Source organism: Pseudomonas sp. F(2018), assembly GCF_005508865.1.
Lineage (GTDB): Bacteria > Pseudomonadota > Gammaproteobacteria > Pseudomonadales > Pseudomonadaceae > Aquipseudomonas.
Map to the genome: position 1 here is coordinate 978435 of NZ_SCOM01000001.1, position 26627 is coordinate 1005061.

General features: G+C 60.0%; 24 protein-coding genes. 23 read left to right on the forward strand and 1 reads right to left on the reverse strand.

Going from position 1 to position 26627, the window contains the following annotated elements; translation table 11 throughout:
* From FFS62_RS04790 to rfbD, 19 genes are all read left to right on the forward strand, one after another.
* A complete protein-coding gene (locus tag FFS62_RS04790) occupies positions 1-774 on the forward strand; it encodes an AglZ/HisF2 family acetamidino modification protein (RefSeq protein ID WP_137971655.1) in 774 nt (257 codons plus the stop codon).
* Positions 764-1885: an N-acetyl sugar amidotransferase gene (locus FFS62_RS04795; RefSeq protein ID WP_137971656.1), complete on the forward strand. Its 1122-nt coding sequence runs from the start codon at positions 764-766 to the stop codon at positions 1883-1885. Before FFS62_RS04790 ends, FFS62_RS04795 begins: the two co-directional genes overlap by 11 nt.
* Before the next feature lie 48 nt (positions 1886-1933).
* Positions 1934-3130, forward strand: a complete 1197-nt coding sequence (locus FFS62_RS04800; RefSeq protein ID WP_137971657.1) for a glycosyltransferase family 4 protein — start codon at positions 1934-1936, stop codon at positions 3128-3130.
* A gap of 3 nt (positions 3131-3133) precedes the next feature.
* Positions 3134-4342, forward strand: a complete 1209-nt coding sequence (locus tag FFS62_RS04805; protein WP_137971658.1) for a glycosyltransferase family 4 protein — start codon at positions 3134-3136, stop codon at positions 4340-4342.
* Between the two features lie 49 nt (positions 4343-4391).
* A complete protein-coding gene (locus FFS62_RS04810; RefSeq protein ID WP_137971659.1) occupies positions 4392-6809 on the forward strand; it encodes a hypothetical protein in 2418 nt (805 codons plus the stop codon).
* Entirely contained in the window at positions 6806-8218 is a 1413-nt protein-coding gene (locus FFS62_RS04815) for a hypothetical protein (protein WP_137971660.1), read from the forward strand. The genes FFS62_RS04810 and FFS62_RS04815 overlap by 4 nt, the downstream gene beginning before the upstream one ends.
* A 23-nt stretch (positions 8219-8241) precedes the next feature.
* Positions 8242-9105 (forward strand): SDR family oxidoreductase, encoded by an 864-nt coding sequence (locus FFS62_RS04820; protein WP_137971661.1) that lies wholly within the window; start codon positions 8242-8244, stop codon positions 9103-9105.
* Between the two features lie 112 nt (positions 9106-9217).
* Positions 9218-10228 carry a nucleoside-diphosphate sugar epimerase/dehydratase gene (locus FFS62_RS04825; protein WP_137971662.1) on the forward strand — a complete coding sequence of 337 codons (1011 nt, stop codon included), beginning with the start codon at positions 9218-9220 and terminating at the stop codon, positions 10226-10228.
* Positions 10221-11348 (forward strand): non-hydrolyzing UDP-N-acetylglucosamine 2-epimerase, encoded by a 1128-nt coding sequence (wecB, locus tag FFS62_RS04830; protein ID WP_137971663.1) that lies wholly within the window; start codon positions 10221-10223, stop codon positions 11346-11348. Before FFS62_RS04825 ends, wecB begins: the two co-directional genes overlap by 8 nt.
* A gap of 2 nt (positions 11349-11350) precedes the next feature.
* Entirely contained in the window at positions 11351-12313 is a 963-nt protein-coding gene (locus tag FFS62_RS04835) for an NAD-dependent epimerase/dehydratase family protein (protein ID WP_137971664.1), read from the forward strand.
* Positions 12310-13353 carry a glycosyltransferase family 4 protein gene (locus FFS62_RS04840; RefSeq protein ID WP_137971665.1) on the forward strand — a complete coding sequence of 348 codons (1044 nt, stop codon included), beginning with the start codon at positions 12310-12312 and terminating at the stop codon, positions 13351-13353. The genes FFS62_RS04835 and FFS62_RS04840 overlap by 4 nt, the downstream gene beginning before the upstream one ends.
* A 10-nt stretch (positions 13354-13363) precedes the next feature.
* Positions 13364-15337 carry a nucleoside-diphosphate sugar epimerase/dehydratase gene (locus FFS62_RS04845; protein ID WP_137972232.1) on the forward strand — a complete coding sequence of 658 codons (1974 nt, stop codon included), beginning with the start codon at positions 13364-13366 and terminating at the stop codon, positions 15335-15337.
* A gap of 91 nt (positions 15338-15428) precedes the next feature.
* Positions 15429-15749 (forward strand): ComEA family DNA-binding protein, encoded by a 321-nt coding sequence (locus FFS62_RS04850; RefSeq protein ID WP_137971666.1) that lies wholly within the window; start codon positions 15429-15431, stop codon positions 15747-15749.
* A gap of 92 nt (positions 15750-15841) precedes the next feature.
* Positions 15842-16732 (forward strand): NAD(P)-dependent oxidoreductase, encoded by an 891-nt coding sequence (locus tag FFS62_RS04855; RefSeq protein ID WP_137971667.1) that lies wholly within the window; start codon positions 15842-15844, stop codon positions 16730-16732.
* Entirely contained in the window at positions 16729-17502 is a 774-nt protein-coding gene (locus tag FFS62_RS04860; protein WP_137971668.1) for a hydroxypyruvate isomerase family protein, read from the forward strand. The genes FFS62_RS04855 and FFS62_RS04860 overlap by 4 nt, the downstream gene beginning before the upstream one ends.
* Before the next feature lie 79 nt (positions 17503-17581).
* Positions 17582-18646 carry a dTDP-glucose 4,6-dehydratase gene (gene rfbB, locus FFS62_RS04865; RefSeq protein ID WP_137971669.1) on the forward strand — a complete coding sequence of 355 codons (1065 nt, stop codon included), beginning with the start codon at positions 17582-17584 and terminating at the stop codon, positions 18644-18646.
* A 52-nt stretch (positions 18647-18698) separates the two neighbouring features.
* Positions 18699-19583 carry a glucose-1-phosphate thymidylyltransferase RfbA gene (rfbA, locus tag FFS62_RS04870; protein WP_137971670.1) on the forward strand — a complete coding sequence of 295 codons (885 nt, stop codon included), beginning with the start codon at positions 18699-18701 and terminating at the stop codon, positions 19581-19583.
* Positions 19580-20122 (forward strand): dTDP-4-dehydrorhamnose 3,5-epimerase, encoded by a 543-nt coding sequence (gene rfbC / locus FFS62_RS04875; RefSeq protein WP_137971671.1) that lies wholly within the window; start codon positions 19580-19582, stop codon positions 20120-20122. Before rfbA ends, rfbC begins: the two co-directional genes overlap by 4 nt.
* A gap of 1 nt (position 20123) precedes the next feature.
* The gene (rfbD, locus tag FFS62_RS04880; RefSeq protein ID WP_137971672.1) at positions 20124-21008 is read left to right on the forward strand and encodes a dTDP-4-dehydrorhamnose reductase; all 885 of its coding nucleotides are present in this window, start codon (positions 20124-20126) and stop codon (positions 21006-21008) included.
* A 51-nt stretch (positions 21009-21059) separates the two neighbouring features.
* Here rfbD and FFS62_RS04885 read toward each other — a convergent pair whose 3' ends face one another.
* Positions 21060-23114, reverse strand: coding sequence for a hypothetical protein (locus FFS62_RS04885; protein ID WP_371920106.1), 2055 nt, complete (start codon positions 23112-23114; stop codon positions 21060-21062).
* A 380-nt stretch (positions 23115-23494) separates the two neighbouring features.
* Here FFS62_RS04885 and FFS62_RS04890 point away from each other — a divergent pair, with 380 nt between their 5' ends.
* The 4 genes from FFS62_RS04890 (at position 23495) to FFS62_RS04905 (ending at position 26616) form a co-directional block, all read left to right on the forward strand.
* Entirely contained in the window at positions 23495-23863 is a 369-nt protein-coding gene (locus FFS62_RS04890) for a DUF3302 domain-containing protein (RefSeq protein WP_137971674.1), read from the forward strand.
* Between the two features lie 3 nt (positions 23864-23866).
* The gene (locus tag FFS62_RS04895; protein WP_137971675.1) at positions 23867-24826 is read left to right on the forward strand and encodes an HlyD family secretion protein; all 960 of its coding nucleotides are present in this window, start codon (positions 23867-23869) and stop codon (positions 24824-24826) included.
* 108 nt (positions 24827-24934) lie between these two features.
* Entirely contained in the window at positions 24935-26095 is a 1161-nt protein-coding gene (locus FFS62_RS04900) for a CynX/NimT family MFS transporter (protein ID WP_137971676.1), read from the forward strand.
* 92 nt (positions 26096-26187) lie between these two features.
* The gene (locus tag FFS62_RS04905) at positions 26188-26616 is read left to right on the forward strand and encodes a hypothetical protein (RefSeq protein WP_137971677.1); all 429 of its coding nucleotides are present in this window, start codon (positions 26188-26190) and stop codon (positions 26614-26616) included.
* Positions 26617-26627: the final 11 nt, after the last annotated feature.

Below are 26627 nucleotides of genomic sequence, written 5' to 3' on the forward strand. Positions count from 1 at the left end.
GTGCTCAAGCATCGTGTAATACCGGCCCTGCTGTTGCGCGACGGCGGCTTGGTAAAAACCCAGAAGTTTGGCAAACACAAGTACATCGGCGATCCGATCAACGCCATCCGCATCTTCAATGAGAAGGAAGTGGACGAACTGGTGTTGCTCGACATCGATGCCAGCCTTCGGGGTCGTGAGCCCGACTATGCGCTGATCGAGAGCATTGCAGCCGAGTGCTTCATGCCGCTTGGCTACGGTGGCGGGATATCCACGATCGAGCAGGCGCGGCGAATCTTCTCTTCCGGCGTGGAGAAAGTCGTGCTGCAGACGTCGGCGCTGCAGAATCCGGCGCTGGTCACAGAGATCGCCCAGCGCTTCGGCAGCCAGAGCGTGGTTGTTTCCATTGATATCAAGCGTGACTGGCTGGGGCGTTATCGTCTGTGGTCTTCGTCTTCCCGTCGGGCCTTGTCCGCAGACTGGCTTCAAGCGCTCCGTTCGATCGTATCCGCCGGCGCTGGCGAGGTCCTGCTCAACTCCGTGGATCGTGACGGAATGCAGCAGGGATATGATCTGCGTCTGATCAAGGCCGCTGCTGATGCAGTAAATGTGCCGCTGATAGCCCTGGGTGGTGCTGCAGAGCTGGGACACTTCGTGGAAGCGATCGATGCGGGTGCTTCTGCGGTCGCTGCTGGCAGCCTGTTCGTGCTGCAGGGGCCGCATCGTGCGGTGTTGATCAGCTACCCCAATTATTCAGAGCTCGAGTCGCTTTTCAGAGGTAAGGATGTTTCCTAAAGAACGCAGGATCTGTTCGCGGTGTGTGATGGACGATAGCGCATCCGCAATCACTTTCGACGACGCGGGCGTTTGCAACTACTGCACTTATTTCCAGCAGCGCGTAAACGGTGTGGTCTTCGCCCCCGAGCACGAGCGCGCGGAGCAGCGCAGGGTTTTCGTGGAGAAAGTGAAGAAGGCTGGGAAGGGCAAGAAATATGACTGCATCATCGGTCTCTCCGGTGGAGTAGACAGCTCCTATGTGTTGCATCTGGCCCTGAGCGAAGGCTTGCGGCCGCTGGCCGTGCACATGGACAACAACTGGAATTCCGAGTTGGCGGTCAACAACATCAAGAATCTGGTCACCCGTCTCGGCGTTGATCTGTACACCCACGTTATCGACTGGCCTGAGTACAAGGGCCTGATGCAGTCATTCTTCGACGCCGATGTCATCGATGTGGAGCTGCTTTACGACAACGCGATGCTGGCGGTGAACTACGAGCAGGCGCGGCGCTACGGTATCAAGTACATCCTGTCGGGAAGCAACTCCGCGACCGAAGGAATGCCCATGCCGGAGGGCTGGAACTGGCGCAAGTGGGACAAGCGCAACATCAAGGCGATCGCTCGGCGCAATTCAGTGCGGATCCGTACCTTCCCGATCATGGGAACGCTTGGCTACGTGTATAACCGTGTCGTACGTGGAATTCAGTGGGCGTCATTTCTCGACCTCTACGACTACCAGAAGGAAGCAGCGCTGGAGCTGCTCGAGCAGAAGTACGCCTACAAGCGTTATCCCTACAAGCACTACGAATCGGTCTTCACACGCTTCTATCAGGGCTACATCCTTCCAGAAAAATTCGATGTGGATAAACGCAAGCTGCATCTCTCGACGCTGGTTATGAGCGGCCAGATGACTCGCGATCAGGCGCTTGCCCATCTCCAGGGTTCTCCCTACGCCTCGCCGGAGGAGCTCGACAGGGACCGCAAGTATTTCCTCAAGAAGATGGGCTGGTCTGAAGGCCAACTGGATGAATATCTGCGTCGACCAGGCAAGCCGCACGATGCTTATCCCAGCGAGCGCTTCGCCTGGGATTTCATTCGCAAGATCTATCAGATGCGGCGTACTTCCTGAGTCCGTTCGCCAAGGCGTGCAAGCTCGTTTCCGTTAAGGGTTTTTCACTTGAATGTTCTGTTTCTGCATCCTGCTGCGGCTTTCGGTGGCGCATCCAAAAGCCTGATCGAGCTCTACAGGCTGCTACAAGATGGTGGGGTCCGAGGGACGGTTCTCACTCCTGCCGGAGCCGTTTGCCAATCCTTCGAAAGAGCCGGCATGCGGGTTCATCCGATAAAGGGACTCAGTCAGTTCGACAACACTCGTTATGGCTACTATCGCAAGGTTCGCTGGTTGATCCTGTTACGCGAGTTACTCCTGCTGCCGTTTGCGCTGGCGGGGCTGTGGCGGCTGCGGCGCGAACCCTTCGACCTGATCCATATCAACGAAATCACCCTGTTGCCGTTGGGTGTCGTCGCCAAACGGCTGCTACGCGTTCCGATGGTGGTGCATGTTCGCTCGCTGCAGCGTAAGCCGGGCTCCGGCTTGCGAACCCGTTGGCTTAACGGGCTGCTGCGTCGATACGCCGATGCGGTGGTGGCGATAGATCACACTGTCGCCGCCACGCTGGAGCCGGAGCTTCCGTTGAGCATCGTCCACAATGGCCTCGAGGTAGCCAGTCAACCAGTCGAGAGGCTCCCTGGTGACGGAGTTGGACCGGTCAAGGTCGGCTTCCTCGGCGTGCTGATTCCGCTCAAGGGCATCTTCGAGCTGGTCGAGGCGATGCGCATCCTGAAATCCCGTGGCGTTTCCATCCAGTGCCTCGTAGCGGGTGAGAACGCGCGGGAGATATCCGGACTCAAGGCCTGGATTCTGCGCAAGTTCGGTTTTGCGCGAGATGTCCGGAGTGAGCTGGAGAGACTGATCTGCCGCGAGGGCCTGGAAGACCGGGTCAAGCTGCTCGGCTTCGTGAGCGATGTCCGCGAACTTTATCCACAACTGGATATTCTCTGCTTTCCCTCGCATCTGGATGCAGCGGGGCGTCCGGTCTTCGAGGCGGCGTTCTACTCGGTGCCTAGCGTCGTGGCCGTGAGCGATCCATTGCCAGACGCTTTATTACACGGGGTGACAGGGCTGGCGGTGCCGACACCAGACCCGCTGTTGATCGCCGACGCGTTGCAGCGGCTTGCGGAAGATCCCGACCTTCGCCGTCAGCTTGGATGTCAGGCGAAGAGTTGGGCCGAGGAAACCTTCGCGATCGACGTCAATGCGGCGCGCATGCTTGACCTCTATCACCGCGTACTTTCATCAAATGCGAGTAGCTGAGCCATGCGCATCCTGATGCTCTCCCAGTACTTTTGGCCGGAAAGCTTCATCATCAATGACATCGTGCGTACGCTCGACGAGCAGGGCCACGAGGTGGTCGTCGCTGCTGGCAAGCCCAACTATCCCGATGGCAAGGTCTTTGATGGCTACCGCGCTGCGGGTACCCAGCGCGAACGCTATCTGGGGCGCATCGAGGTACTACGGGTGCCGCTGTGGCCGCGCGGGCAGGGTGGGGCGAAGAATCTGATCCTCAATTACCTGTCCTTTGTACTTAGCGGTCTGCTGTACCTGCCCTGGATGCTGCGGGGGCGCGAGTTCGATGCCATCCTGGTGTTCGCCCCCTCGCCGATCACCCAGGCGATTCCGGCGATCCTGCTCAAGTGGCTGAAGAAGGCCAGGCTGGCCCTGTGGGTCCAGGACCTGTGGCCGGAGAGCCTCTCGGCCACCGGTTTCGTGCGCAATCCGTACCTGTTGCGTGCGGTGGGCTGGATGGTGCGTGCCATCTACCGCTCGTGCGACACCCTGCTGGTGCAGTCGCGGGCGTTCGTCGAGCCGGTGGCGCAGTATGCCGACCGGGCGAAGATCCAGTACTACCCCAATTCCATGGACGTCAGCAGCAAGGCCGTGGTGCCGGTGCCTGGCGAGCTGCTCGAACTGCTCGAGCAGCACTTCTGCGTGGTGTTCGCCGGCAACCTCGGCACCGCCCAGGCGCTCGACACCCTGGTGCAGGCGGCGGTCCACCTGCGCGACGAGCCGCGTATCCGGCTGGTGCTGGTGGGCAGTGGCAGCCGCCTGGCCTGGCTCAAGACCCAGCAGCAGGCGCTGGGGCTGGACAACCTGGTGCTGCCGGGGCGTTTCCCGATGGAGGCCATGCCGCAGATCTTCGAGCGTGCTTCGGCCCTGCTGGTGTCGCTGAACGACGAGCCGGCCTTTGCCCAGACCATTCCCAGCAAGATCCAGGCGTACCTGGCGGCCGGACGGCCGATCCTGGCCTGCATAAACGGCGAGGGTGCCCGGGTGGTCTGCGAGGCGCGCGGCGGGCTGGCCTCGCCGGCCGAGCAGGTGCTGCCGCTGGTAGCCAACATCCGCTGCATGCAGGCGCTCGGTGCCAGCGAGCGCGCCGCAATGGGCACCTCCGGGCGTGCCTATTTCGATGCCCACTTCGAGATGACCAGCCAGGTGCGCCGACTGGTCGAGCTGCTGCAGTGCTGATGCGCGTGCACGCCGCTCGGGCCGTGACGGCCCTCAGGGAGATCTGCTGATGCGCTTGCTGGTCTTCCCGCTGGCCTTCATGGCCAACACCTTCGCCATGATGCTGGTGATGATCGGCCTGAGCCTGTTCGGCAAGCCAGCGCTGGCGGCCGACTTTGGTTTGGTCCACGGGGCAACGGTTGCGCTGTTCTATTCGTTTTCCGGCAACGCGCGCAGCCTGATTCTGGGTGAGTCGGGCAGGGTGGACGGCCCGGCCATCCTGCGTTTGCGTCTGTTCCTGCTGCTGCCGCTGGCGGTATTGGCTTTCGCGCTGTGCATCGGAGTGGTGGACGGGGGTTGGCTATTCGTGCTGCTGCTGGTAATGCGGCGGGCGGCAGAGTGGCTGGCAGAGGTATTTCTCAGTGAGCAGGAGCTACAGCATAAGGGCGCGGCTGCGCTGCGCTTTCTGCTGATCCAGGGGGGGCTGAGCCTGGCATTGTTGCTGGTATTGCTCGATGACGGCGTGTGGGCGCTGCCGCTGACCCTTGTCTGGGCGCTGTCGCCGCTGCTCGGTTGCCTGAGTTTGGCCTCGCTGGGGCGGGCGCTCGGCCATGCCGTACCGGTGATGGCCGGCATCCGCCAGATGCTGCCGCACTTCGGTTCCACCGCGGTGATCGGCGTTTCCGTCTATGTATTCCGACTGTTCATCCTGCTGGTTGCGGGCAAGGAGACAGCGGGTGATCTGTTCTCTGCCTTTGCCCTTGGCGGCATCCTCGGCGCTGTGTTCTCCCAGGCGCTCGGGCCGACCATGGTGCGCCAGGAGCGCAGCGCGGCGGGTCCCGGTCGCATGCTCCAGTTGTTCAACCTGATGCTTGTGCTGGTGGCTTTGACTGGCTGCATCTTGCTGGCTGCGGTTTGGAGTGCTCCGCATCTTCTGGACTGGACGCAGAAGAGTCAGCTGTTCTGGCTGGCAGTGGGATGCTCTCTTGTTGGCGGCGTGGTGATGGTACTGGCGCAGCGCATTCGCCTGCGCATCCTGCAGGATGAGGTCGGCGGCGATGTCTTCGGCTCGGACATGCTGGCGAATATTCTGCTGGTGGCGTGCATCCCCTTCGTTTTTTACGAATTGGGGGGCGATGCCCTGGCAGCACTTTACCTACTGGGGGCAGTGCTGTCGTGGGGGTTCTACGCCAGTGAGCGGGGTGGCCTGCTGCCACTGAAGGCGACCGGCGCCCTTACGGAAAGAAATCTGCTGCGGTTGATCGCCTTCGCGATCTTCCTGCCATTGTTCTTCCAGCTCAGTGGTGGTCTCTTCGACGATCGTTCCGGTAGCTTCACCAGTGGCGGTGTGCTGGCCTTACTGCCGATCCCCGTGTCGGTGCTGGCCTGTTATCTCGGCATCGTGCTCCTGGGCGGGTACTCCCGTGCGCGCCTGTCCCTGGTGTGCCTGTTCTTCGTCTTTATCGGCATGTTGCTGACCAGTCTGCTTCTAGGCCTGGATCAGGGAGGGGAGGGGCGGCAAAAACTGGTCCTGCTGGTCCAGTACATCCTGCCGATGTTTGCATTGGTGCTGGGGCAGCAGTACGGGAAACGCGACCTGTCGCTATCAATGCTGGCGCAGGCCGGGGCAGGCGTGCTTTTCCTGGTCATACCGTTGCAACTGATCTCTACGCTGCTTGACGACCTCGGCTATCTCTCGCCTTCGCTGTTTATCTTCAGTGTCTATCAGCACCTTCAATACGTGCCTGTTGTATTCGTTGCGCTGTTCGCCATCGTGCTGTTTGTCGGCGCAGCCAGGAGTTGGCCACGAAGCGGTTTGCTAATGCTCAGCCTGATGATGGGTGGGTATACCGTTCTTTCGATGTCGATGCTCGCGCTCTGTTTCATGCTGCTGGCCTGCCTGGGGTTCTTTATTCGCATGTTGTGCTGGCGCCGAGTCGACTGGGCCTGTGGAGTGATTTCATGTGCCGCAATAGGTGCAGCAGCAGCGGGCCTCTATGTTCATGGCGGCGAGTTTTTCGATCACAAGTTCGCTGCTGTTACAACGGGCGAAGCGCTTGGCGTGCCGGCCAATCTTTCGGAAAGCGTGATGTTTTGGCGCTTTTATGTGAGTGAGGTGCTTTCTAATTGGGGCGTTTTCATGTTGGGTCATGTAGAACCCCCAGATCGACTTCTATATCCCAGCGCACACAATTACTACCTGGACTTCATTTACAACTTTGGGTTTGTGGGCCTGCTGCCGCTTATCCTGCTGATCCTCTATTCCGCATGCTCTGCTTTGCGCCGGTTGCCACGGGTCTGGTCTGACGTTGAGTTGCTGGGGCTGTTGGGCGTGGTGGCTTTTCTGCTGCTGGTGGATAACTTTCTCAAGGTCGGGCTGCGCCAACCGTATTCGGGTGTATTTGTGTTCTTCATTTGGGGTGTGCTGCTGGCAAGGCTTGCAAAGATTCGTTTTGCTGGATGTGTTGATTCGCCGGAGGCGACATGAGTATGGGTTGGGGATTGATAACAAGAGTTGCCTGGCTGCTGTTCTTTGCGGGAACGGCGATATTGGCCGTTCTGGCAGGAGCGGAATACGCGGGAAGCACGTGGGTTTACCTGTTGTTCACTGTGCTTTCCACAGCTGTGCTGTTCTTCGGCTTTGGTCGTGGCGCGATATTTTTTGATGCGTTCATCGGTGTTCTGTTGTGGATCGGCTTCTGGTTGAAGTTCAGCGTCCGAACGGCGTTTTCCGACGGACGATTCAATATTTCCGTGGGCAATTTCGACGGAGCTCCCGCGTCGCTGGACAAGGCCTTGCTGGTGGTGTGTTGCGCCTTGGGGGCTATCCTGCTTGCACGTTTCGTACGGCAGCGCTGGGTCTTCAGGTATCCCGATGCGCTGCCGGAACTCACCTATTCGGGTTTGTTTGCGTTTTATCGTAGGCACCGAATCGTGGTGTTGACTGGTTTTGTTCTCGCGGTGCTGCTCGTCTGCGTGTCGAATGCCTGGTTAGGCATCTACCAGCGTGGTCAGGTTGCGCGGGTGAACCTGCCGTTTGGACTTAACGGCGTCTATGCCTGGATGCTTATGTTCGGGATGGCTTCGGTGTCGGCGATCGTGCTGCGTTTCGAGTTCGAGCTCAATCGGGAGCGTTACTGGATCGCGATCAGCATCGCCTTGCTGGAAACGGCGTTGTCGAACATTTCGCTGTGGAGCCGTGGAATGATCCTCAATGGCTCGTCTCTGCTCTACGGCGCCGTTGCCCAGTTCAGGCGCAGCGAGCCGCGGCTTCGACTGGGTCTGGCGAGCTTCGTGCTGTTGGCTTTTGTTGGCTTTTTCGTGGTGTCCGTGCTGTCGGTCAACTGGCTGCGTGCCAATGCGTTTTATGACGCCCATCCGGATATCGCAACCGGTGAGGCGGTCAGCGAGCAGACCACGTTGCTGTTCCTGGATCGGTGGGTGGGCATCGAGGGGGTGATGGCGGTTGTCGGCTCAGAGCGTACCGGTTGGGGCGTGTTCGGCGAGGCGTTGGCCGAACGTTTTGATACCTCGGCCAATGCTTTCTATGACCAGCATTTCGTGGAGTCGGCCTATGACAATACGCGCGATGGCGGCACGCATTTCATTTCTTTGCCGGGCTATATCGCATTTCTGTATTACCCAGGTTCCCCGCTTTTCTTATTTGTCGCGGTATTTGTATTTTCCGTTGGCGCGGCGTTGATCGAGTATTTCGTTTATCGGTTCGGCGGAAAAAACCTCGTTCTCTGTGCTTTGATCGCTCAGGTGGTCGCGTTCCGCTACACCAGCTTTGGCTATGTGCCAATGCAGAGCTATCTACTGTTTGGGTCGATTCTGCTGAATATTCTGATTCTGTATTTTTCTGATAGGCTCCTGCGTTTTTTCTACAGGCCTTGAGATTGCGAGAAGGTTTTTGATTCATGGCTCGAATTCTGGTTCTTGGCGTCACCGGCATGCTTGGCAATGCTGTCTTTCGCGTCTTTTCAGCGGATGCCACACATGAAACCTGGGGCACGCTGCGCAGCGCCGCGGCACTGCGTTATTTTGCTGCTGAGAGCCATGCCCGCCTGCTGTGCGACGTTGATGTGCTCGACCAGGATGCGCTGGCTACGGTGATGGCCAAAGTCCGGCCGGATGTGGTTGTCAACTGTGTGGGGCTTATCAAACATCTTGCAGATGCCAAGGACCCGCTCACCGCGCTGCCGATCAACGCCATGCTGCCGCATCGGCTGGCACGGCTGTGCGAGCTGGGCGGCGCGCGGCTGATCCATGTCAGCACCGACTGCGTGTTCTCCGGGCGCAAGGGCCTGTACCAGGAGAGCGATCTGTCGGACGCGGAAGACCTCTACGGCAAGTCCAAGTACATCGGCGAGCTGCACGACCTGCCGCATGCCATCACCCTGCGCACTTCGATCATCGGTCATGAGCTGGGTTCGAGCCACGCGCTGGTGGACTGGTTCCTGGCGCAGCAGGGCAGCATCAGGGGTTTCACCAAGGCGATCTTCTCCGGCCTGCCGACGGTGGAGCTGGCGCGGGTGATGAAGGACTTCGTGCTTGCGCACCCGCAGCTCAATGGTCTGTATCATGTCGCCGCCGAGCCGATCGACAAGTTCCGGCTGCTCAGCCTGGTGGCTGCGCAGTACGGCAAGTCGATCGAGATTCGTCCGGATGATGCACTCGTGATCGACCGCTCGCTGGATGGTTCGCGCTTCCGCGCGGCCACCGGCTATGTGGCGCCGGACTGGGTCGAGCTGGTGCGGCGTATGCACCAGCAGCAAGGTTAGTTTCGTAGCCCGGCCGATTGCCGGCGCTTTCATGCTCTTTTCGGTCCCTTCCCGAAAGGGAGAGGGCAGGTTCATTCAGCCCTCGGGCCGCGTTTACGTTCAGGAAGGTTCTATGTTCGACAATAAGGTATTGATGATCACCGGAGGCACCGGCTCCTTCGGTCATACGGTGCTCAGGCGTTTCCTCGATACCGACGTGCGCGAGATCCGTATCTTCTCCCGCGACGAGAAGAAGCAGGAGGACATGCGCATCGCCCTGGCCAATGACAAGGTCAAGTTCTACATCGGCGACGTGCGCGACTATGACAGCCTCAGGCAGGCCATGGTCGGCGTCGACTATATCTTCCATGCGGCGGCGCTCAAGCAGGTACCGTCCTGCGAGTTCTACCCGATGGAGGCGGTGCGCACCAACGTCAACGGCACTGAGAACGTGCTCAATGCGGCCATCGCCAGCGGCGTGAAGCGGGTGGTGGTTCTATCCACCGACAAGGCTGTCTATCCGATCAACGCCATGGGTATTTCCAAGGCCATGGCCGAGAAGCTGATGGTCGCCAAGTCGCGGATGATTCCTTCAGGCGGAACGGTGGTCTGTGCGACTCGCTACGGCAACGTCATGGCCTCGCGTGGCTCGGTGATCCCGTTATTCATCGAGCAACTGCGCAGCGGTGAGCCGCTGACTGTGACCGACCCTAACATGACGCGTTTTCTGATGTCCTTGGAGGACTCCGTTGACCTGGTGCTACACGCCTTCGAGCATGGCGAGCAGGGTGACCTGTTCGTGCAGAAGGCACCGGCCTCCACCGTCGGGGAGCTGGCCCAGGCGCTCAAGGAGTTGTTCGGTTGCGACAATCCTGTGCGGGTGATCGGTACCCGCCACGGCGAGAAGCTCTACGAATCGCTGGTTTCGCGCGAGGAGATGGCCAAGGCCGAGGACATGGGGCGCTACTACCGCATCCCGGCCGACAACCGCGACCTGAACTACAAGAAGTACTTCGTCGAGGGCGAGGAGAAGATCTCCGAGCTGGACGACTACACCTCGCACAATACACAGCGTCTGGACGTGCCGGGCATCAAGGAGCTGCTGCTCAAGCTTGATTACATCAAGGAGCAGCTCGATGCTTAAGGTCATGACGCTGGTTGGCACACGGCCTGAGCTGATCAAGATGAGTCGGGTGATCGCTGAGCTTGATCGCCAGGTCAACCACGTGCTGGTTCACTCCGGGCAGAACTACGACTACGAGCTGAACCAGGTCTTCTTCGATGACCTGGAGATCCGCAAGCCTGACCATTTCCTCGGAGCCGCCGGCGACACCGCCGCACAGACCATCGCAGAGGTGATCGCCAAGGCCGACTCGGTGTTCGAGCTGGAGCAGCCCGACGCGCTGCTGCTCTATGGCGATACCAATACCTGCCTGGCGGTGATCGCGGCCAAGCGCCGCAAGATTCCGGTGTTCCATATGGAGGCGGGCAACCGCTGCTTCGACCAGCGCGTGCCGGAGGAGCTTAATCGCAAGGTGCTGGATCACCTCTCGGACATCAACATGGTACTCACCGAGCATGCCCGTCGTTACCTGATCGCCGAGGGCATTCGCCCCGAGACCATTATCAAGACTGGCTCGCACATGCACGAGGTGCTGGACTACTACCGGCCAAAGATCGAGGCCTCCGACGTACTGGCCCGCGAGGGGCTGGAGGCGGGCAAATTCTTCATTGTCAGCGCACACCGCGAAGAGAACGTCGATACTCCGGACAATCTGCGCGACCTGCTCGCCACCCTGCGCGCGCTGGCCGATGAGTACGGTTTCCCGCTGATCGTCTCGACCCATCCGCGCACCCGCAAGCGCCTGGAGGCGCTGGGCGAGTCGCTGGAGCATCCGCTGATCCGTTTCTCCAAACCGTTCGGCCTGCTCGACTACGTCAAGCTGCAGATGAACGCCTTCTGCGTGCTCTCCGACAGCGGCACCATTACTGAAGAAGCCTCGCTGCTCAACCTGCCGGCCGTGACTCTACGCAACGCGCATGAGCGTCCCGAAGGCATGGACCAGGGCACGTTAATCATGAGCGGCTTGAGGAAGGACTCGGTGCTGGCGGCCGTCAAGGTCATCACCAGCCAGTACCAGGCGGGTCTGCGCAGCATTCCGCTGGTGCCTGACTACGAGGGTGGGCCAGTATCGTTGCAGGTTGTGCGCGTCGTACTCAGCTACACCGACTATGTGAATCGCACCGTCTGGCGCAAGGACTGAGCATGCGCGTGCTGCTCACCGGTGCCAGCGGCTTCGTTGGTCAAGCCGTGCAGACACGCCTGCTGGCCGATGGAGTGCATCAGCTGCGCTGTGCCCAGCGTCAGTTGCCACCTGTTTCTGCGACGGGCGTCGAGGTCTGCCTGGCCCCATCCTTGGGGCCAGATAGCGACTGGATGGCGGCTTTGGATGGTGTTGATGCGTTGATCCACTGCGCTGCACGGGTGCATGTGATGCAGGAGCAGGCAACTGATCCGCTCGCTGAGTTCCGCCGCGCCAATGTTGAGGGCACACTGCGGCTGGCGCGTCAGGCGGTAGAAGCGGGTGTGCGCCGCATGGTCTTCGTGAGCTCGATCAAGGTCTGCGGAGAGCAAACCCATGATGGTGAGCCGTTTTACGCTGATGCCGTGCCTAAAGCTTGCGATCCCTACGGTATTTCGAAGCTGGAAGCCGAAGAAGGATTATTGGCTCTGGCGGCCGCCAGCGGTTTAGAGGTGGTCATAATTCGTCCTCCCCTGATTTACGGGCCAGGTGTCAAAGCCAACTTCTTGAACATGCTGCGTTGGTTGAGCAACGGTATTCCTCTGCCGCTGGGGGCTATACGTAATCGCCGCAGCCTGGTGGCTCTGGACAATCTGGTTGATTTGCTCGTGCTCTGCCTGGAGCACCCCTCCGCAGCGGGTGAGCGTTTTCTGGTCAGCGATGGCGAGGATCTGTCGACTAGCGATCTTTTGCTCCGCTTGGGGCAAGCGTTGGGGCGTCCCGCTCGTTTGCTGCCCGTGCCACAAAGGTGGATAGAAAGCGCCGCACGATTAGTTGGGAGGCAGGATCTGAGCCAGCGCCTTTGTGGGTCATTGCAGGTAAACATCGACAAAACTCGCGATCGACTGGGCTGGACGCCTCCTGTTTCGGTGGATCAGGCTCTAGAGGCGACAGCTCGGCACTATTTGGAACACCACGTATCATGATTTCCTTGATAACTATTGCTGTGGCGGTGCTGCTTGCGTGCTCGCTTACTGCATTACTGCGTCGTTACGCATTGGCTAAGAGTTTGCTGGACATTCCCAACGCGCGCAGTTCGCACACTTTGCCGACGCCGCGCGGCGGTGGTGTAGCCATTGTCGTTACTTTCCTGCTTGGGCTCGTCGCTCTGTACCGATGGCAGGGGCTGCCATTGCCACTTTTCCTGGCTCTGGCAGGCGGTGGTGGTGGTGTCGCATTACTAGGGTTTCTCGACGATCACGGCCACGTTGCTGCCCGCTGGCGCTTGCTCGGCCATTTTCTAGCTGCTGCCTGGTCCCTCTACTGGCTGGGCGGCCTACCGCCAATACTGGCGTTTGGTACTAGCTGGGATATGGGGCTAGTGGGGCAGGGGGGCGCTTTGCTGTATCTGGTCTGGCTGCTCAATCTGTACAACTTCATGGACGGTATTGATGGAATTGCTGGAGTGGAGGCGATTAGCGTCTGCCTAGGTGCAGCCTTACTGTCTCAGTTGAGCGGGGCCACAGAATTGGTTCCTGCGGTATTGGTGCTTGCTGCGGCGTGCTCGGGGTTCCTATTCTGGAATTTCCCGCCTGCGAAGATCTTCATGGGCGATGCAGGTAGCGGTTTTCTTGGCATCACCCTCGGTGTGCTTTCGCTGCAGGCAACCTGGGTCGACGGGGATTTGCTGTGGTGCTGGTTGATTCTCCTGGGAGTGTTCATTGTCGATGCGACCCTGACCTTGCTGCGTCGCCTGTTGCGCGGCGAGAAGGTCTATGAGGCGCATCGTAGTCATGCCTATCAGTTCGCGGCGCGGCTTTTCAATCGACACCTTCCGGTAACGCTTGGGGTGCTGCTGATCAATCTCTTCTGGTTATTGCCTATTGCTGCCAGTGTGGCCCTGGATCAATTGTCTGGGCCTCTTGCGCTGGCATTGGCTTATGCGCCCTTGATCGCGCTGGCCATCAAGTACCGAGCCGGTTTGGCAGAACCGATTGAGCATGTTGTAAGGACCTCGAGTGAGTAAGGCAGAAATGATGCGTCAGCGTTTACTGGCGCTGTCACGGCAGTCCAAACGTACATTGCAGGTTGCTGTCGATGTCGTTCTGCTCTGGTTGGCTCTTTGGCTGGCATTTTTTGCCCGCCTGGGCTGGAACAATGTGATTAACCCATTCGATGAATATCTCTGGTTGTTCCTCGCTGCGCCAGCTACCGCAATTCCGTTATTCATCCGTTTTGGTCTGTATCGCGCAGTACTACGTTACTTCGGCTCAAATGCTCTGGTCACCATATTCAATGCAATTAGCTTGTCGGCACTGCTGCTAGCGCTGGTGATCTATTTGGTGCGCCCGGATGAATTGATGCCGCGCTCGGTCGTGTTTATCTACTGGTGCTTGGCGTTACTGTTAGTGGGGGGGCTACGGCTCTTCATGCGGCAGTACTTTAGCGGCGCGCTGTTTTCCTTCAAATTTGAGCGAGAGTCCGGACGTCCGCTTAAACGAGTAGCAATTTATGGCGCAGGTGCGGCAGGTAATCAGTTGCTGTTTGCTCTGCGTATGGGCAGAAGCATGCAGCCAGTGGCCTTCATCGATGATGATGCAGGTATTGCTGAGCGGGTGATTGCCGGTATCAAAGTGTACCGCTCAGATTCCTTGAGCCACATGCTTGAAGAGCTAGCTGTAGAGGAGGTGCTGTTGGCTCTGCCCTCTGCATCCCGTAGCCGCCGTAGGGAAATCCTCGAGGCACTTGAGCCTTATCCCGTACATGTGCGGACGATTCCAGGCTTCATGGATCTGGCACATGGCAAAGTCAGCGTGAGCGATTTGCAGGAAGTCGACATAGTCGATCTCTTGGGGCGCGATGCGGTGACGCCAGACCAGGCTTTGCTTGATCACTGCATTCGTGGCCAAGTGGTTATGGTGACGGGGGCTGGTGGTTCTATTGGGTCTGAGCTGTGCCGGCAGATCCTGGCGATCCAGCCTGCCACTCTCCTGCTATACGAGCATAGCGAGTTCAACCTTTACAGCATCTATGGCGAGCTGGAGTCCTGGATTGCTCGCAATGGCAGCTCAACCCGGCTTATCAGCATTCTCGGTAGCGTTCGCGATGGTCTGCGAGTGGGCGCCATTTTGCGCGACTGGAAGGTGGACACGCTCTACCATGCTGCAGCCTACAAACACGTCCCCATCGTGGAGCACAACATTCGCGAAGGTTTGCTGAATAATCTTTTCGGCACTCTACACACTGCTCAGGCTGCAGTGACTGCGGGTGTAAAGAACTTCGTGCTGATATCCACGGACAAGGCGGTGCGCCCGACCAATGTTATGGGTAGCAGCAAGCGCCAAGCTGAAATGGTCCTACAGGCGCTTAGTCGGGAGGCTTCGCCAAGTCTATTTGGCGCAGAGGAGCAGGGCTCCGTAACTAACCGGACTCGTTTCACCATGGTGCGCTTCGGTAATGTGCTTGGCTCATCTGGCTCGGTTATCCCGTTATTTCGTGAACAGATCAATCGCGGTGGCCCGGTCACCGTGACCCATCCGAATATTACCCGCTACTTCATGACCATCCCTGAAGCCGCGCAGCTGGTTATTCAGGCGGGGTCGATGGGGCAGGGCGGCGATGTGTTCGTGCTGGATATGGGGCCGCCAGTGAAGATCATTGATCTGGCCGAGAAGATGATTCATCTCTCCGGCCTGACTGTTCGCAGCGAAGCGAATCCACAGGGTGATATCGAGATCGAGTTCACCGGTTTACGTCCCGGAGAGAAGCTCTATGAGGAATTGCTGATCGGCGACAACGTCAGCTCTACCGATCATCCAATGATCATGCGTGCTAATGAGGAAGATCTTCCTTGGGAGAGCTTGAAGACTGTCTTGACTGAGATGCTTGGCGCATTACAGCGGGATGACTACGACAAGGTCACGCAGCTATTACGGGAAACCGTCAGCGGATATGCCCCTGAAGGTGAAATAGTTGACTGGATTCATGTGCAGCGTCGCACAGAACACTGATAACGTCGATTTGACAGTTGTCGGTTGATGGCTAGCTTTGTTCGTGCGTGATGGGAATTTCACGCTCAAACCACGAAACGGAGCTTTCGCCATGCCTAAGATGCATCTTGCTGCCCTTCTGCTTTCCTGCCTCGCGATACTGCCTTTCCACATCTCGGCCGCTGAAACCGAAGCACAGCCAACGTCCGTCGGTGAGCCTCAGCAAGCTACTTCAGCCTTGATCAATCTCAATACTGCTGATGTAGCTACGCTGGAGTCCGAGCTGCTTGGCATAGGTCAGGCCAAGGCTCAGGCCATAGTTGATCATCGCAATAGCAATGGCCCTTTCGCTTCAGTCGATGAGCTGTTGGAGGTCAAGGGCATCGGACCGGCCACACTTGAAAAGAATCGGGCTCGTCTGAGCGTCAACTGATTATGAGCTCTGTTGGGAAAGCCGGTCCTTGACCGGCTTTTTTGCTTTCTGGACGGCGCTACAATGCGGCTTCGAAACTTGCCGGAGCTAGCATGTCCTCATCGTTACCTACACTTGGCTTTGCCGGTATCGGCCTAATGGGGCTGCCGATGTGCTTGCGCCTGCTGACTGCTGGATATCCATTGCATGTCTGGAATCGATCAGCGGACAAGTGTATTGCGTTGCAGGAGTACGGTGGTGTTGCTGAGGAAACCCCAGCCGTGCTCTGTGAACAGGCCGATCTTTTGTTGCTTTGCCTGGCAGATACGGCAGCGGTGCGCCATGTGGTGTTCGGGCCAGATGGAGTTGTCGAACGTGCTCGTCCTGGCCAATTGCTGGTGGATTTTTCCAGCTTGGATCCTGCGGCCACTCGAGAGATGGCGGCTGAGCTGGAGTCGCGGACCGGCATGCGCTGGGTGGATGCGCCGGTGTCGGGGGGGACCCAAGGCGCCGAGGCCGGGACCCTCACGATCATGGCCGGTGGGCGGGCAGTGGACATCGACAGAGTGCGTCCGGTGCTGATGCATCTGGGGCAGCGTCTGAGCCATATGGGCGAGGTGGGGGCAGGTCAGGTAACCAAGGTATGCAATCAGATGCTGGTAGCTTGCAATGCGCTGGTAATCGCCGAAGTGATCGCGCTGGCTGAGCGTGCGGGAGTCGATGCCCAACTGCTGGCGCCAGCCCTGATGGGAGGATTCGCCGACTCGAAACCATTGCAAATACTAGCGCCGCAGATGGCCGAAAATCGTTTCGAGCCTATCAAGTGGCATGTGCGAACCTTACTCAAAGATCTGGATACCGCGGTGAAGCTGTCACGCGAGCAAGGCGCTACTGCGCCTATGACTGGATTGGCCGCCCAGTTGATGCGACTGCATGGAGATCATGGCTATCTGGATGCCGATCCAGCGACCTTGGTCCAGCTGTATCGCGAGGGCGACGCATGAAGATCTCCGCCAACCTGTCGATGTTATTTACCGAGCTGCCTCTGCTTGAGCGGGTACAGGCTGCAGCTGCGGCCGGCTTCGACGGTGTGGAAATCCAGTTTCCGTATGAGCTTCCGGCTCAGCAATTGAGCGATGCATTGGTCCAAGCGGGACTTCCGCTAGTGCTGATCAATCTACCGGCTGGTGACTTGATGCGCGGTGGCGCCGGTCTGGCTGCCGTGCCGTCTCGTCAGGCCGAATTCACAGCAGCGCTGGAGCAAGCGCTGGCTTATGCTGCGACGGTTCGCCCCGCTTGCGTCAATGTGCTGGCTGGGAGGCTGGGCGAGGGGCTTTCACGCGACCAGGCGATGGCAACACTGGTCGCCAATCTACGCGCCACGGCCGAAGCTTTCGAGGTGTTGGGTATCCGCGTGTTATGCGAAGCGATCAACTCGCTAGACATGCCGGGCTTCTTGATCAACACGCCCGAACAGCTCGAGTCATTACTGCGTGAGGTGGATCACCCCAACTGCTTCGCTCAGCTCGATGCCTACCATATGGCTCGGCAGGGTTTGGATATCCAGGCTGGTATTCGCCTGTTAGCTGGAAGCATTGGTCACTTTCAGTTTGCTGATTGTCCGGGGCGTGGCGAGCCGGGCAGTGGCGAGCTGAACTTCGACGCGCTTTTGAGCGAGCTGCGTTACAGCGGTTATCGGGAGTGGTTGGGAGCTGAATACAATCCTGGGCGGTCGACGATAGCTTCGCTGGGGTGGTTGGCGCGGTGGCGCTGAGCTAGCGCTTTACTCGGCCACAGGTGCTCGTCGAAGATGGCGCCATCTATAGGTGGCATTTTGCTAACAAGAGAAAATTATGGTTTTGCGTATTCTGTTGACAGGTGGTGCAGGCTTTATCGGTTCCGCCGTTGTTCGCCATCTGATCGACAATACCGAACATACCGTCGCCAATCTGGACAAGCTGACCTACGCAGGCAATCTGGAGTCGCTGGCGTCGGTCGCGCATTCATCCCGCTACAGCTTCTATCAAGTGGATATCTGCGACGGCGCTGCACTGGACGACGTGTTCCGCCGATTCCAGCCCTCGGCGGTGATGCACTTGGCGGCAGAGTCCCATGTGGATCGCTCGATTGACGGGCCGGCCGACTTTATCCAGACCAACATCGTCGGCACCTACAGTTTGCTGGAGGCAACTCGGCGTTACTGGCAGGGACTGAAGGAAGCAGACAAGCAGGCATTTCGCTTCCATCACATCTCCACCGATGAGGTGTTCGGCGATCTGGAAGGTACCGAAGACCTCTTCACCGAGACTACGCCCTACGCGCCCAGCTCTCCCTATTCTGCATCTAAGGCCAGCTCCGATCACTTGGTGCGCGCCTGGCAGCGTACCTACGGTCTGCCGGTGTTAGTGACCAACTGCTCGAATAACTACGGGCCGTTCCACTTTCCGGAAAAGCTGATCCCGCACATGATTCTCAATGCCCTGCATGGCAAGCCTTTGCCGGTATATGGGGACGGCTCGCAGATTCGCGACTGGTTGTTCGTTGAGGACCACGCTCGTGCTCTGGTCGAGGTGGTAGCACGCGGTGTGGTTGGGGAGACTTACAACATCGGCGGGCACAACGAGAAGCGCAACCTCGAGGTGGTCGAGACCCTTTGCGACCTGTTGGACGAGCTGCAGCCCCAGGCTGCGGGGCGTTCCTACCGTGAGCAGATCACCTTCGTGAAGGATCGTCCAGGACATGATCGGCGCTATGCCATCGATGCAGGGAAGATTGAGCGCGAACTGGGCTGGACGCCGCAGGAAACCTTTGCCAGCGGCCTACGCAAGACGGTGCTGTGGTACCTGGCTAACCCGCAATGGTGGCAGCGTGTGTTGAGTGGGGATTATCGCTTGGGGCGACTGGGCGCAAAGGGTTGATCGGATCGCAGGCCAAACGGCTTGCAGAGTTTCGGCACATTCAGGGCATTCCATGAAAGGCATCATACTTGCCGGTGGCTCCGGCACACGTTTGCATCCCATTACCCGCGGCGTTTCCAAGCAGCTGCTGCCCATCTACGACAAGCCTATGATCTACTACCCGCTGTCGGTACTGATGCTGGCTGGCATCCGCGAGGTGCTGATCATTTCCACCCCGGACGATCTTCCGAGCTTCCGCAAGCTGCTCGGTGATGGTGGCGATTTCGGTATCCACCTGAGCTACGCCGAACAGCCCTCGCCGGATGGCTTGGCGCAAGCTTTCCTGATCGGGGAGCAATTCATCGGCGATGACAGTGTGTGCCTGATCCTCGGCGACAATATCTTTTATGGCTATGGCTTCAGCGCCATGCTGGGCGAAGCGGTGGCGCGCGGGCAGGGCGCCACCGTGTTTGGTTACCACGTCAACGATCCCGGACGCTTCGGCGTGGTGGAGTTCGATGGTGCCGGCAAGGCGCTCTCCATCGAGGAGAAGCCAGCTGCGCCCAAGTCCAATTACGCGGTGACCGGCCTGTATTTCTACGACAACTCTGTGGTCGAGATCGCTAGGCAGGTCAAGCCCTCGGCACGTGGCGAGCTGGAAATTACCGACGTGAACAATGCCTACCTGCAACGTGGTGACCTGCATGTCAGCCTGTTGGGGCGCGGGTTCGCCTGGCTGGATACCGGCACCCACGATTCGCTGATGGAGGCCAGTCACTTCGTGCAGACCATCGAGGCGCGCCAGGGGTTGAAAGTGGCCTGCCTCGAGGAGATTGCCTATCGGCAGGGCTGGCTGTCAGCCGAGCAGCTGGCACTCCAAGCATGTGCCTTGGGCAAGACCGGTTACGGGCAGTATTTGCAGCGCCTGTGGCAGCAAGGGGCGGGAGCGGCGCCATGAAAGTCATCGAGACGGTTCTGCCGGGAGTGTTGATCATCGAGCCGAAGATGTTCGGTGATGCTCGTGGTTTCTTCCTGGAGAGCTTCCAGGTCGAGCGCTACCGTGAGGCTGGTATCGATCTGCCGTTCGTTCAGGACAACCATTCACGCTCTCGACGCGGGGTACTGCGCGGCCTGCATTTCCAGCGCAGCCGGCCCCAAGGCAAGCTGGTGCGGGTCAGCCGTGGCGCAGTCTACGACGTGGCGGTGGACATCGATCCTACCTCGCCGACCTGTGGAAGGTTCGTCGGCGTCGAGCTCAGCGATGAAAATCACCGGCAGATGTGGGTTCCGCCCGGCTATGCCCACGGCTTCTGTGTGCTCAGCGACATCGCCGACTTCGAATACAAGTGCACTGACCTGTATTTCCCCGAGGACGAGGGCGGTCTGATGTGGAACGACCCGGATGTGAACATCCCCTGGCCCATCGAGGCGCCACAACTGTCCGCCAAGGATCAACTCAATCCCAGTCTGCGCCGATTGCTGGGGCGGGAGGCCTGAGGTGCGCGTACTGATCACTGGTGCGCGGGGGCAAGTCGGTCATGAACTGATGCGCTTGGCCCCTCAGGGCATAGAGGTCTTTGGTCTTGACTCGCAGGCGTTGGATATCACCGAGCCGGCACAGGTGGCGCGCAGGGTTGCCGAGCTGGCGCCAGGGGCGATCATTAACGCTGCCGCCTACACGGCGGTGGATCGAGCGGAAAGTGACGTGCAGCGGGCCTACGCGGTTAATCGCGATGGCGTAGCCTTGCTGGCCGAGGCGGCCGAGCACCTGGCGATTCCCCTGTTGCACATCTCGACGGATTACGTCTTTGCCGGCGATGGCGACAGGCCTTACCGCGAGGAAGACGCCACCGCGCCGGCTGGTGTCTATGGCGCGAGCAAGTTGGCCGGGGAGCAGGCACTGGCCGAGCGCTGTTCGCGTGGGTTAATTCTGCGCACCAGCTGGGTGTTCGGTGCGCATGGCAACAACTTCGTGAAAACCATGCTCCGTCTCGCGGGGGAGCGCGACGAATTGGCAGTGGTCGCGGATCAGCATGGCGGGCCTACTCCGGCAGCGAGCATCGCCGGTGCGCTCTGGCTGCTGGTGGAGCGCTACCGAGAGCAGGATTCGCTGCGCTGGGGCGCCTATCACTTCAGTGGCGCGCCGACCTGTAATTGGCATGAATTTGCCGAAGAGGTCTTTCGTCAAGCTATAGAGCTGGAGCTGATCGAGCGGGTGCCCAGGGTGCGTGCTATTACCAGCGCCGAGTATCCAACCCCGGCTCGTCGCCCGTTGTGGTCGGTGCTCGACTGTTCCAAGTTGGAGCGACAATTCGGGATTGCGCAACCAGACTGGCGCGCGGGCTTACACCAAATGCTGCAGCAACGGCGGCACAGCACTTGAAAACAAAAAGGCCTGCAATAGCAGGCCTTTTTGTTGGCTCCGATGCCGAGGTCAGTCCTTGCCACCATCATAGTCATTGAGCGAAATGACCCGGGTCTTGCCGACGCGGTGGCGGTAGATCTCGCGCAGGTACTTGATGGCTTTCTTCACGCTGTCGCGCGATAGGCGGATGTCGTTGATCGAGACGAACTTGTCCTGGTCGTGGATCAGCTCGCGATACTTCTTCTCGTACATCGGCTTGATCGCGTACCAGTTGGTATCGAGGATCTTCGCTGGGTTTTCGTACTCGTTGAGCATGGCCTCGATGCGCTCTTCGTCGAACTCATCGGAGACGATGAAGTCGAGCATGGCATTGTCCAGGCTCTCGTCGTAGCGGTACTGGTCGCGGGCGAAGCAGCGTTTGATGAAGGCGACGATCAGGGTCAGGAAATCGTCCGACAGGCACGGGCTCTTGACGATCAGGGTGGTCAGCGACAGGTTGGCCGAGGCGCCGATCACCAGGGCATAGCGTTTCAGGGTGGTGTTGGGGAACAGGCTGTTGAGGTGGGTCTTGAGCCGGTTCAGGTCCATGTAGGACAGCTTGTAGTCCTTCGGCAGGGAGACGATGGACACCACCGAGGAGCAGTTCTTAAAGAAGTGCAGGTCGCTCAGGGCGCTGGCGTCGAAGTTGGACTTCTTGTACTGCTCCAGGGCCGTGCGGTAGCGCTTGGCCTCGATCGGCAGCAGGCTGATACCCTCGATGGCCTGGGTCACCTTGTTGAAGTGCGGCAGGTCGATGGAGCGGAAGAACAGGTCGTCGATATTGAGCTTGGGCTGCTCCTTTTCGAACACCTTGAACTTCTCGGTGGTGGTTGGCGGCGTCTGCTCGGCCACCACGGATTCGGCATAGGCCACGGCCACCGGGCCGGCCAGGCTCATGAACAGGTCGTTGGCGTCGAGGCGAATGGTCTCGCCGATGTCGATGCCGGCGCGACGGAAGTAGTTCTGGTCGTAGTCGGTGGTCACCGCCTGGGCGGTGAGGATGTTGAAGATCTGCTGCGAGATGTACTGGTTGGCGTGGCGCTCCATGGCGTTCACGTCGATGTTCTGCACGTTGCCGCCGTCGCTCTCTTCGGCGTAGCGCATGATGTCGTTGGAGATCAGCATCATGGCGTTCCACGGGCGGATGCGGCGCATCACGCTCTCTTCGCCGGTTTCCTCGCTGTCGAAGTTGTAGGAGAAGTCCCACTCCTCGGCGAGGTACTTGCACAGCAGGCGGCCGGCGTTGATGTGCAGGGCCTCGGACATCTCGATGCGCTGATCGGAGATGTTCGGCAGGATGCAGATGCCGCTGGTGAAGATCGGCTCGAAGACGAAGGAGTGGCCGCGGTTGTCCTCGCTGCTGCTCTCCTGCTTGGTCTCGAAGGTCTTGCTCATGTAGGCGAACTGCTGGGCCAGGCCGAATTCCGAGGCCATGCCCGAGCCGGTGCCGCCGCCGGCGCTAAAGATGTAGAAGTACAGGCGCGACTGGTTGGCCTTGATGCCGCAGGAATCGATCAGGTAGCTGTGGATGAACTTCCAGTCGGCATTGGAGAAGCGCTGGGTGTCCTTGTTGAGGATGATCTTGGCCAGGTACTGACCGAGGATCGGCGCGTTACCGGCGCCACCGGCGTGGACCTCGGACAGGTCCATGATCTTCATCTTGCTGTAGTCGTCGAGGAAGCCGCTGGTCTCGGCCTTGCGCGAGAAGCGGATACGCCCCTCGATGTCCTTGTCCAGGTCGCCCAGCATCACCAGCGGCTCGATCAGGAACACCGGCTTGGCGGCGCGGCTGCCGGACAGGCGCAGGTTGCTGCGCAGCCAGCCGGCCGGGCGCTGCTCGCCGCCGTTCTTTTCCTGGTTGCTGAACTCGTTGAGGTAGAAGCGCCGCGCGTTGTACACCAGCGAGGCAACGTCCAGGGCGATGTTGGAGCCGCAGCGGCCGAGGCCGATCAGGCATACCGAAGGGAAGTGCTGGGCGTGCCGAGCATCGAGGGCATCTTCGCCGTGCAGCTTGGGAAATACCCGCTCGCGCAGGCCGTCCAGATTCTCTAGGATGCGGTCGATGTCGCGCTCGGTGAAGTACATGTACTGCTCGCCGCCGACCTGCAGGGCGTTGCTGACTGGCAGGGGCAGGGGCTCGATCTCGGTATGTGCAACGGTGCGGGGTTCGGAAACGGTGGAATCTGCGTCTTTGTCTTTAGTTGTTTTCATCGTCGACATTCCGGGCTGTTGGCGGCAGCTTTCTTATTAATGGAACTGGAGCAGGGAAATGCTTGGTTACATGAGCTAGCACTATATACAGCGAACCGGCATTGTTCGAGGCGGGTTCAGGCTCTTTTTCACCGCTTCACGCCGCGTATGCTCTGTGTTAGCAGGAAAAAGCTGGCGAAACGCTATGCTGCTGGCCGCTCGGCCGATTCTGGCTAGCCTTTCAACCGATTTGGTTGTTTCTGGGGGAGATCTACATGCTCGATTATTTTGCGCTTGGCCTGTTGGTGTTCGTGGGGCTAGTGCTGTTCTACGGCGTCATCGTGATTCACGACATCCCTTACGAGATCGCGGTGCACCGCAAGCATCCGCACCAGGATGCGATCCACGCCACTGGCTGGGTCAGCCTGTTCACCCTGCATGCGCTGTGGCCGTTCCTATGGATCTGGGCCACCCTCTATCGCCCCGATCGCGGTTGGGGCTTCAGCGATGGCAAGTCCACCGAGAGCCATGTGGCAGGACTGGAGCAGCAGGTCGCCGAATTGCGTGAGCGTCTGCAAGTACTGGAACAGCGCCAGGGCGCTGGCGAGCCGCCGGTCGAATCCGTACCGGCACAGGAGGTGTAAGCCATGGATCTTTTACTGATACTGACCTACACCGCCATCTGCGTTGCCATCTTCAAGATCTTCCGCATCCCGCTGAACAAGTGGTCGGTACCCACCGCCGCCCTGGGTGGGATTGTGTTGATCGGCGCGCTGATCTTCCTCATGAACTACAACCATCCGTACTCGGAAGTGAGCCGGATGTACTTCGTCTCGACGCCGGTGATCCCGGTTGTCAGCGGTCGCGTGACCGAGGTGCCGGTGCAAGGCAACCAGGCGCTGAAGAAGGGTGACGTGCTGTTCCGCCTGGACCCGATTCCGTTCGAGAACAAACTGAAGTCGCTGAAGGCACAGATGGTCTCGGCCAAGGCCGACCAGTTCCGTGCCAGCGAGCTGGTCAAGCGCAACGTCGGCAATCGCCGCGACCTGGATATCACCACCGCACGGGTGGATGACCTGCAGGGGCAGATCAACATCGCCCAGTACGAGCTGGACAACACCACGGTCCGCGCCCCGTCGGACGGTTTCGTTACCCACGTCTCGCTGCGTCCGGGCATGTATGCGGCCAGGTTGCCGCTGCGGCCCTCGATGGTGTTCGTGCCGGCCGAGAGCCATTACTTCGTCGCCTGGATGCGGCAGAACAGCCAGCTGCGTCTGACCGTCGGTGACGAGGCGGAAGTGGCCTTCGACGGCATTCCCGGCGAAGTCTTCAGCGGCAAGGTCAAGACCGTGGTCGGGGTGATCGCCGAAGGCCAGGTACAGCCCTCCGGCAACCTGGTCGGCTTCACTGGCTCGCCACCCCCTGGGCGGGTACCGGTGCAGATCGAGATCGACGATCCCGACTTCGAGAAATACCGTGCACAGGTGCCGGGCGGCGCCTATGGCCAGGCGGCGCTCTACAGCCAGCACTTCCACCATGTGGCGGTGATGCGCAAGATCCTGCTGCGCATGGCGGCGTGGATGAACTACATCTTCCCGTTCCACTGAGGCTGTCCGGGCGGTCAGATTTTTCCGCCCCAAGTCTTGCCTGAGGCGTCCGCCGGGGAGTAGGGTTGCTGCCCCGGCCGGACCGGCCGCCATGCTGTTGGATGTACCGTGAAACCTGTATCCCGGGCTCTGCTGATGCTGGCGCTGATGCTGGCGGCGATCAACCTGCGCCCCGGCATCACCTCCTTCGCCCCACTGATCGAACGCATTGCCGCCGAGCTTTCGCTGAGCCGCGGCCTGATCAGCCTGACCACCGCCTTGCCGGTCCTGTGCATGGGCCTGCTGGCGCCACTGGCGCCGCGCCTGGCGGTGCGCTTCGGCCTGGAACGCACCATCACCTGCTGCCTGGGGCTGATCATGCTGGCCCTGCTGCTGCGTTTCGGCGGCCACACCAGTGTGCTGCTGATCGGCAGCGCCGTGCTGCTCGGCGCCGGTATCGCCGTGGCCGGGCCGCTGTTGTCCGGCTTCATCAAGCGGCATTTCCGTGACCATGTCGGCCAGGTGGTCGGCTGGTATTCCTTCAGCATGGCCATCGGCGGTGCCGGCGGTGCGGTGCTCACCGTGCCGCTGACCCAGAGCCTGGGCGATGACTGGAGCCTGGGCCTAGCCGCCTGGTTCGTGCCGGCCCTGCTCGCCGGCCTGCTCTGGCTGCGCCTGCCGAACCGTACCGAGGAGGCCGTGGCCAGCGATGGCCAGGGCCTGCCCTGGCGCGAACCGCGGGCCTGGCTGGTGACCGGTTTCTTCGCCATCCAGGCCGGCTTCTTCTACACCATGGCCACCTGGCTGGTGGCGCGCTACCACGAGGCGGGGCTGAGCCTGCTGTACAGCAACGGCCTGTTCAGCCTGTTCATGCTGGTCGGCCTGCCCAGTTCCTGGCTGATGCCCTGGCTGGCCCAGCGCTTCGATATCCGCCAGCCGCTGCTGGTGGCCTGTGGCCTGAGTCTGACGCTGTGCCTGACCATGATCACCTTCCAGCCGACCCTGCTGCCCGAGGTCTGGGCGGTGCTGATGGGCTTCGCCCTCAGCGGCTCCTTCGCCCTGTCGCTGGTGCTGCCGCTGTACGAGGTGCACACGCCGCTGGCGGTCAGCCGCTGGACCGCGATGATGCTCTGCGCCGGCTACTGCATGGCCTGCCTGGCGCCGATCCTGGCCGGCCTCGGTCGCGACCTGGCCGGAAACTACCAGGCGCCGTTCATGGTGCTGATCGGCCTGGGCGTGCTCATGACTCTCATCGCCTGGGCCCTGCGCACACCGAAACGCCCGGCCTAGCGCCTGCGGCTTTTTGCAAAAGCGGCGCATGGTTCCTTTGCAGGGCCGATGCCCTGTGTTAGAAGGCAGCCTGCACTTTCTGGAGTACCCGCGTGGAGTCCGAATCCATCGTCTACGGCTGCATCCGCGACTGGCCATCCGGTGACCGCGAGCAACGCCAGTTGCGCCGCGGCACCAATCGCCGGGTGCTGCAGCAGCTGCCCGACGGCGACGCCTGGCCGTTCCTCGGCCGCGAGATGTTCTCCTTTTGCGGCACCGAGGGCGAGGGCCTGTACCAGACCCAGGTGATCCACTTCGGCGCCAGCTACCAGGCCATCGAGTACGAGTGGGCGCTGTGGGTCAAGGAGTTCGAGGCGCTGCTCAAGCGCCTGTACTGGGCCAGCGCCGTGGTGCACCTGGAAACCGAACTGAACGGCCTGCACACCTTCCGCTGGGAGTCCGAGAGCGGCTTCCACAGCCCCCAGGAAGAAGACCTGCGCATGCGCTGCGTGTGGGAGCGCGAGGGCAGCCTGCGCGGCTGACGGATAACGCC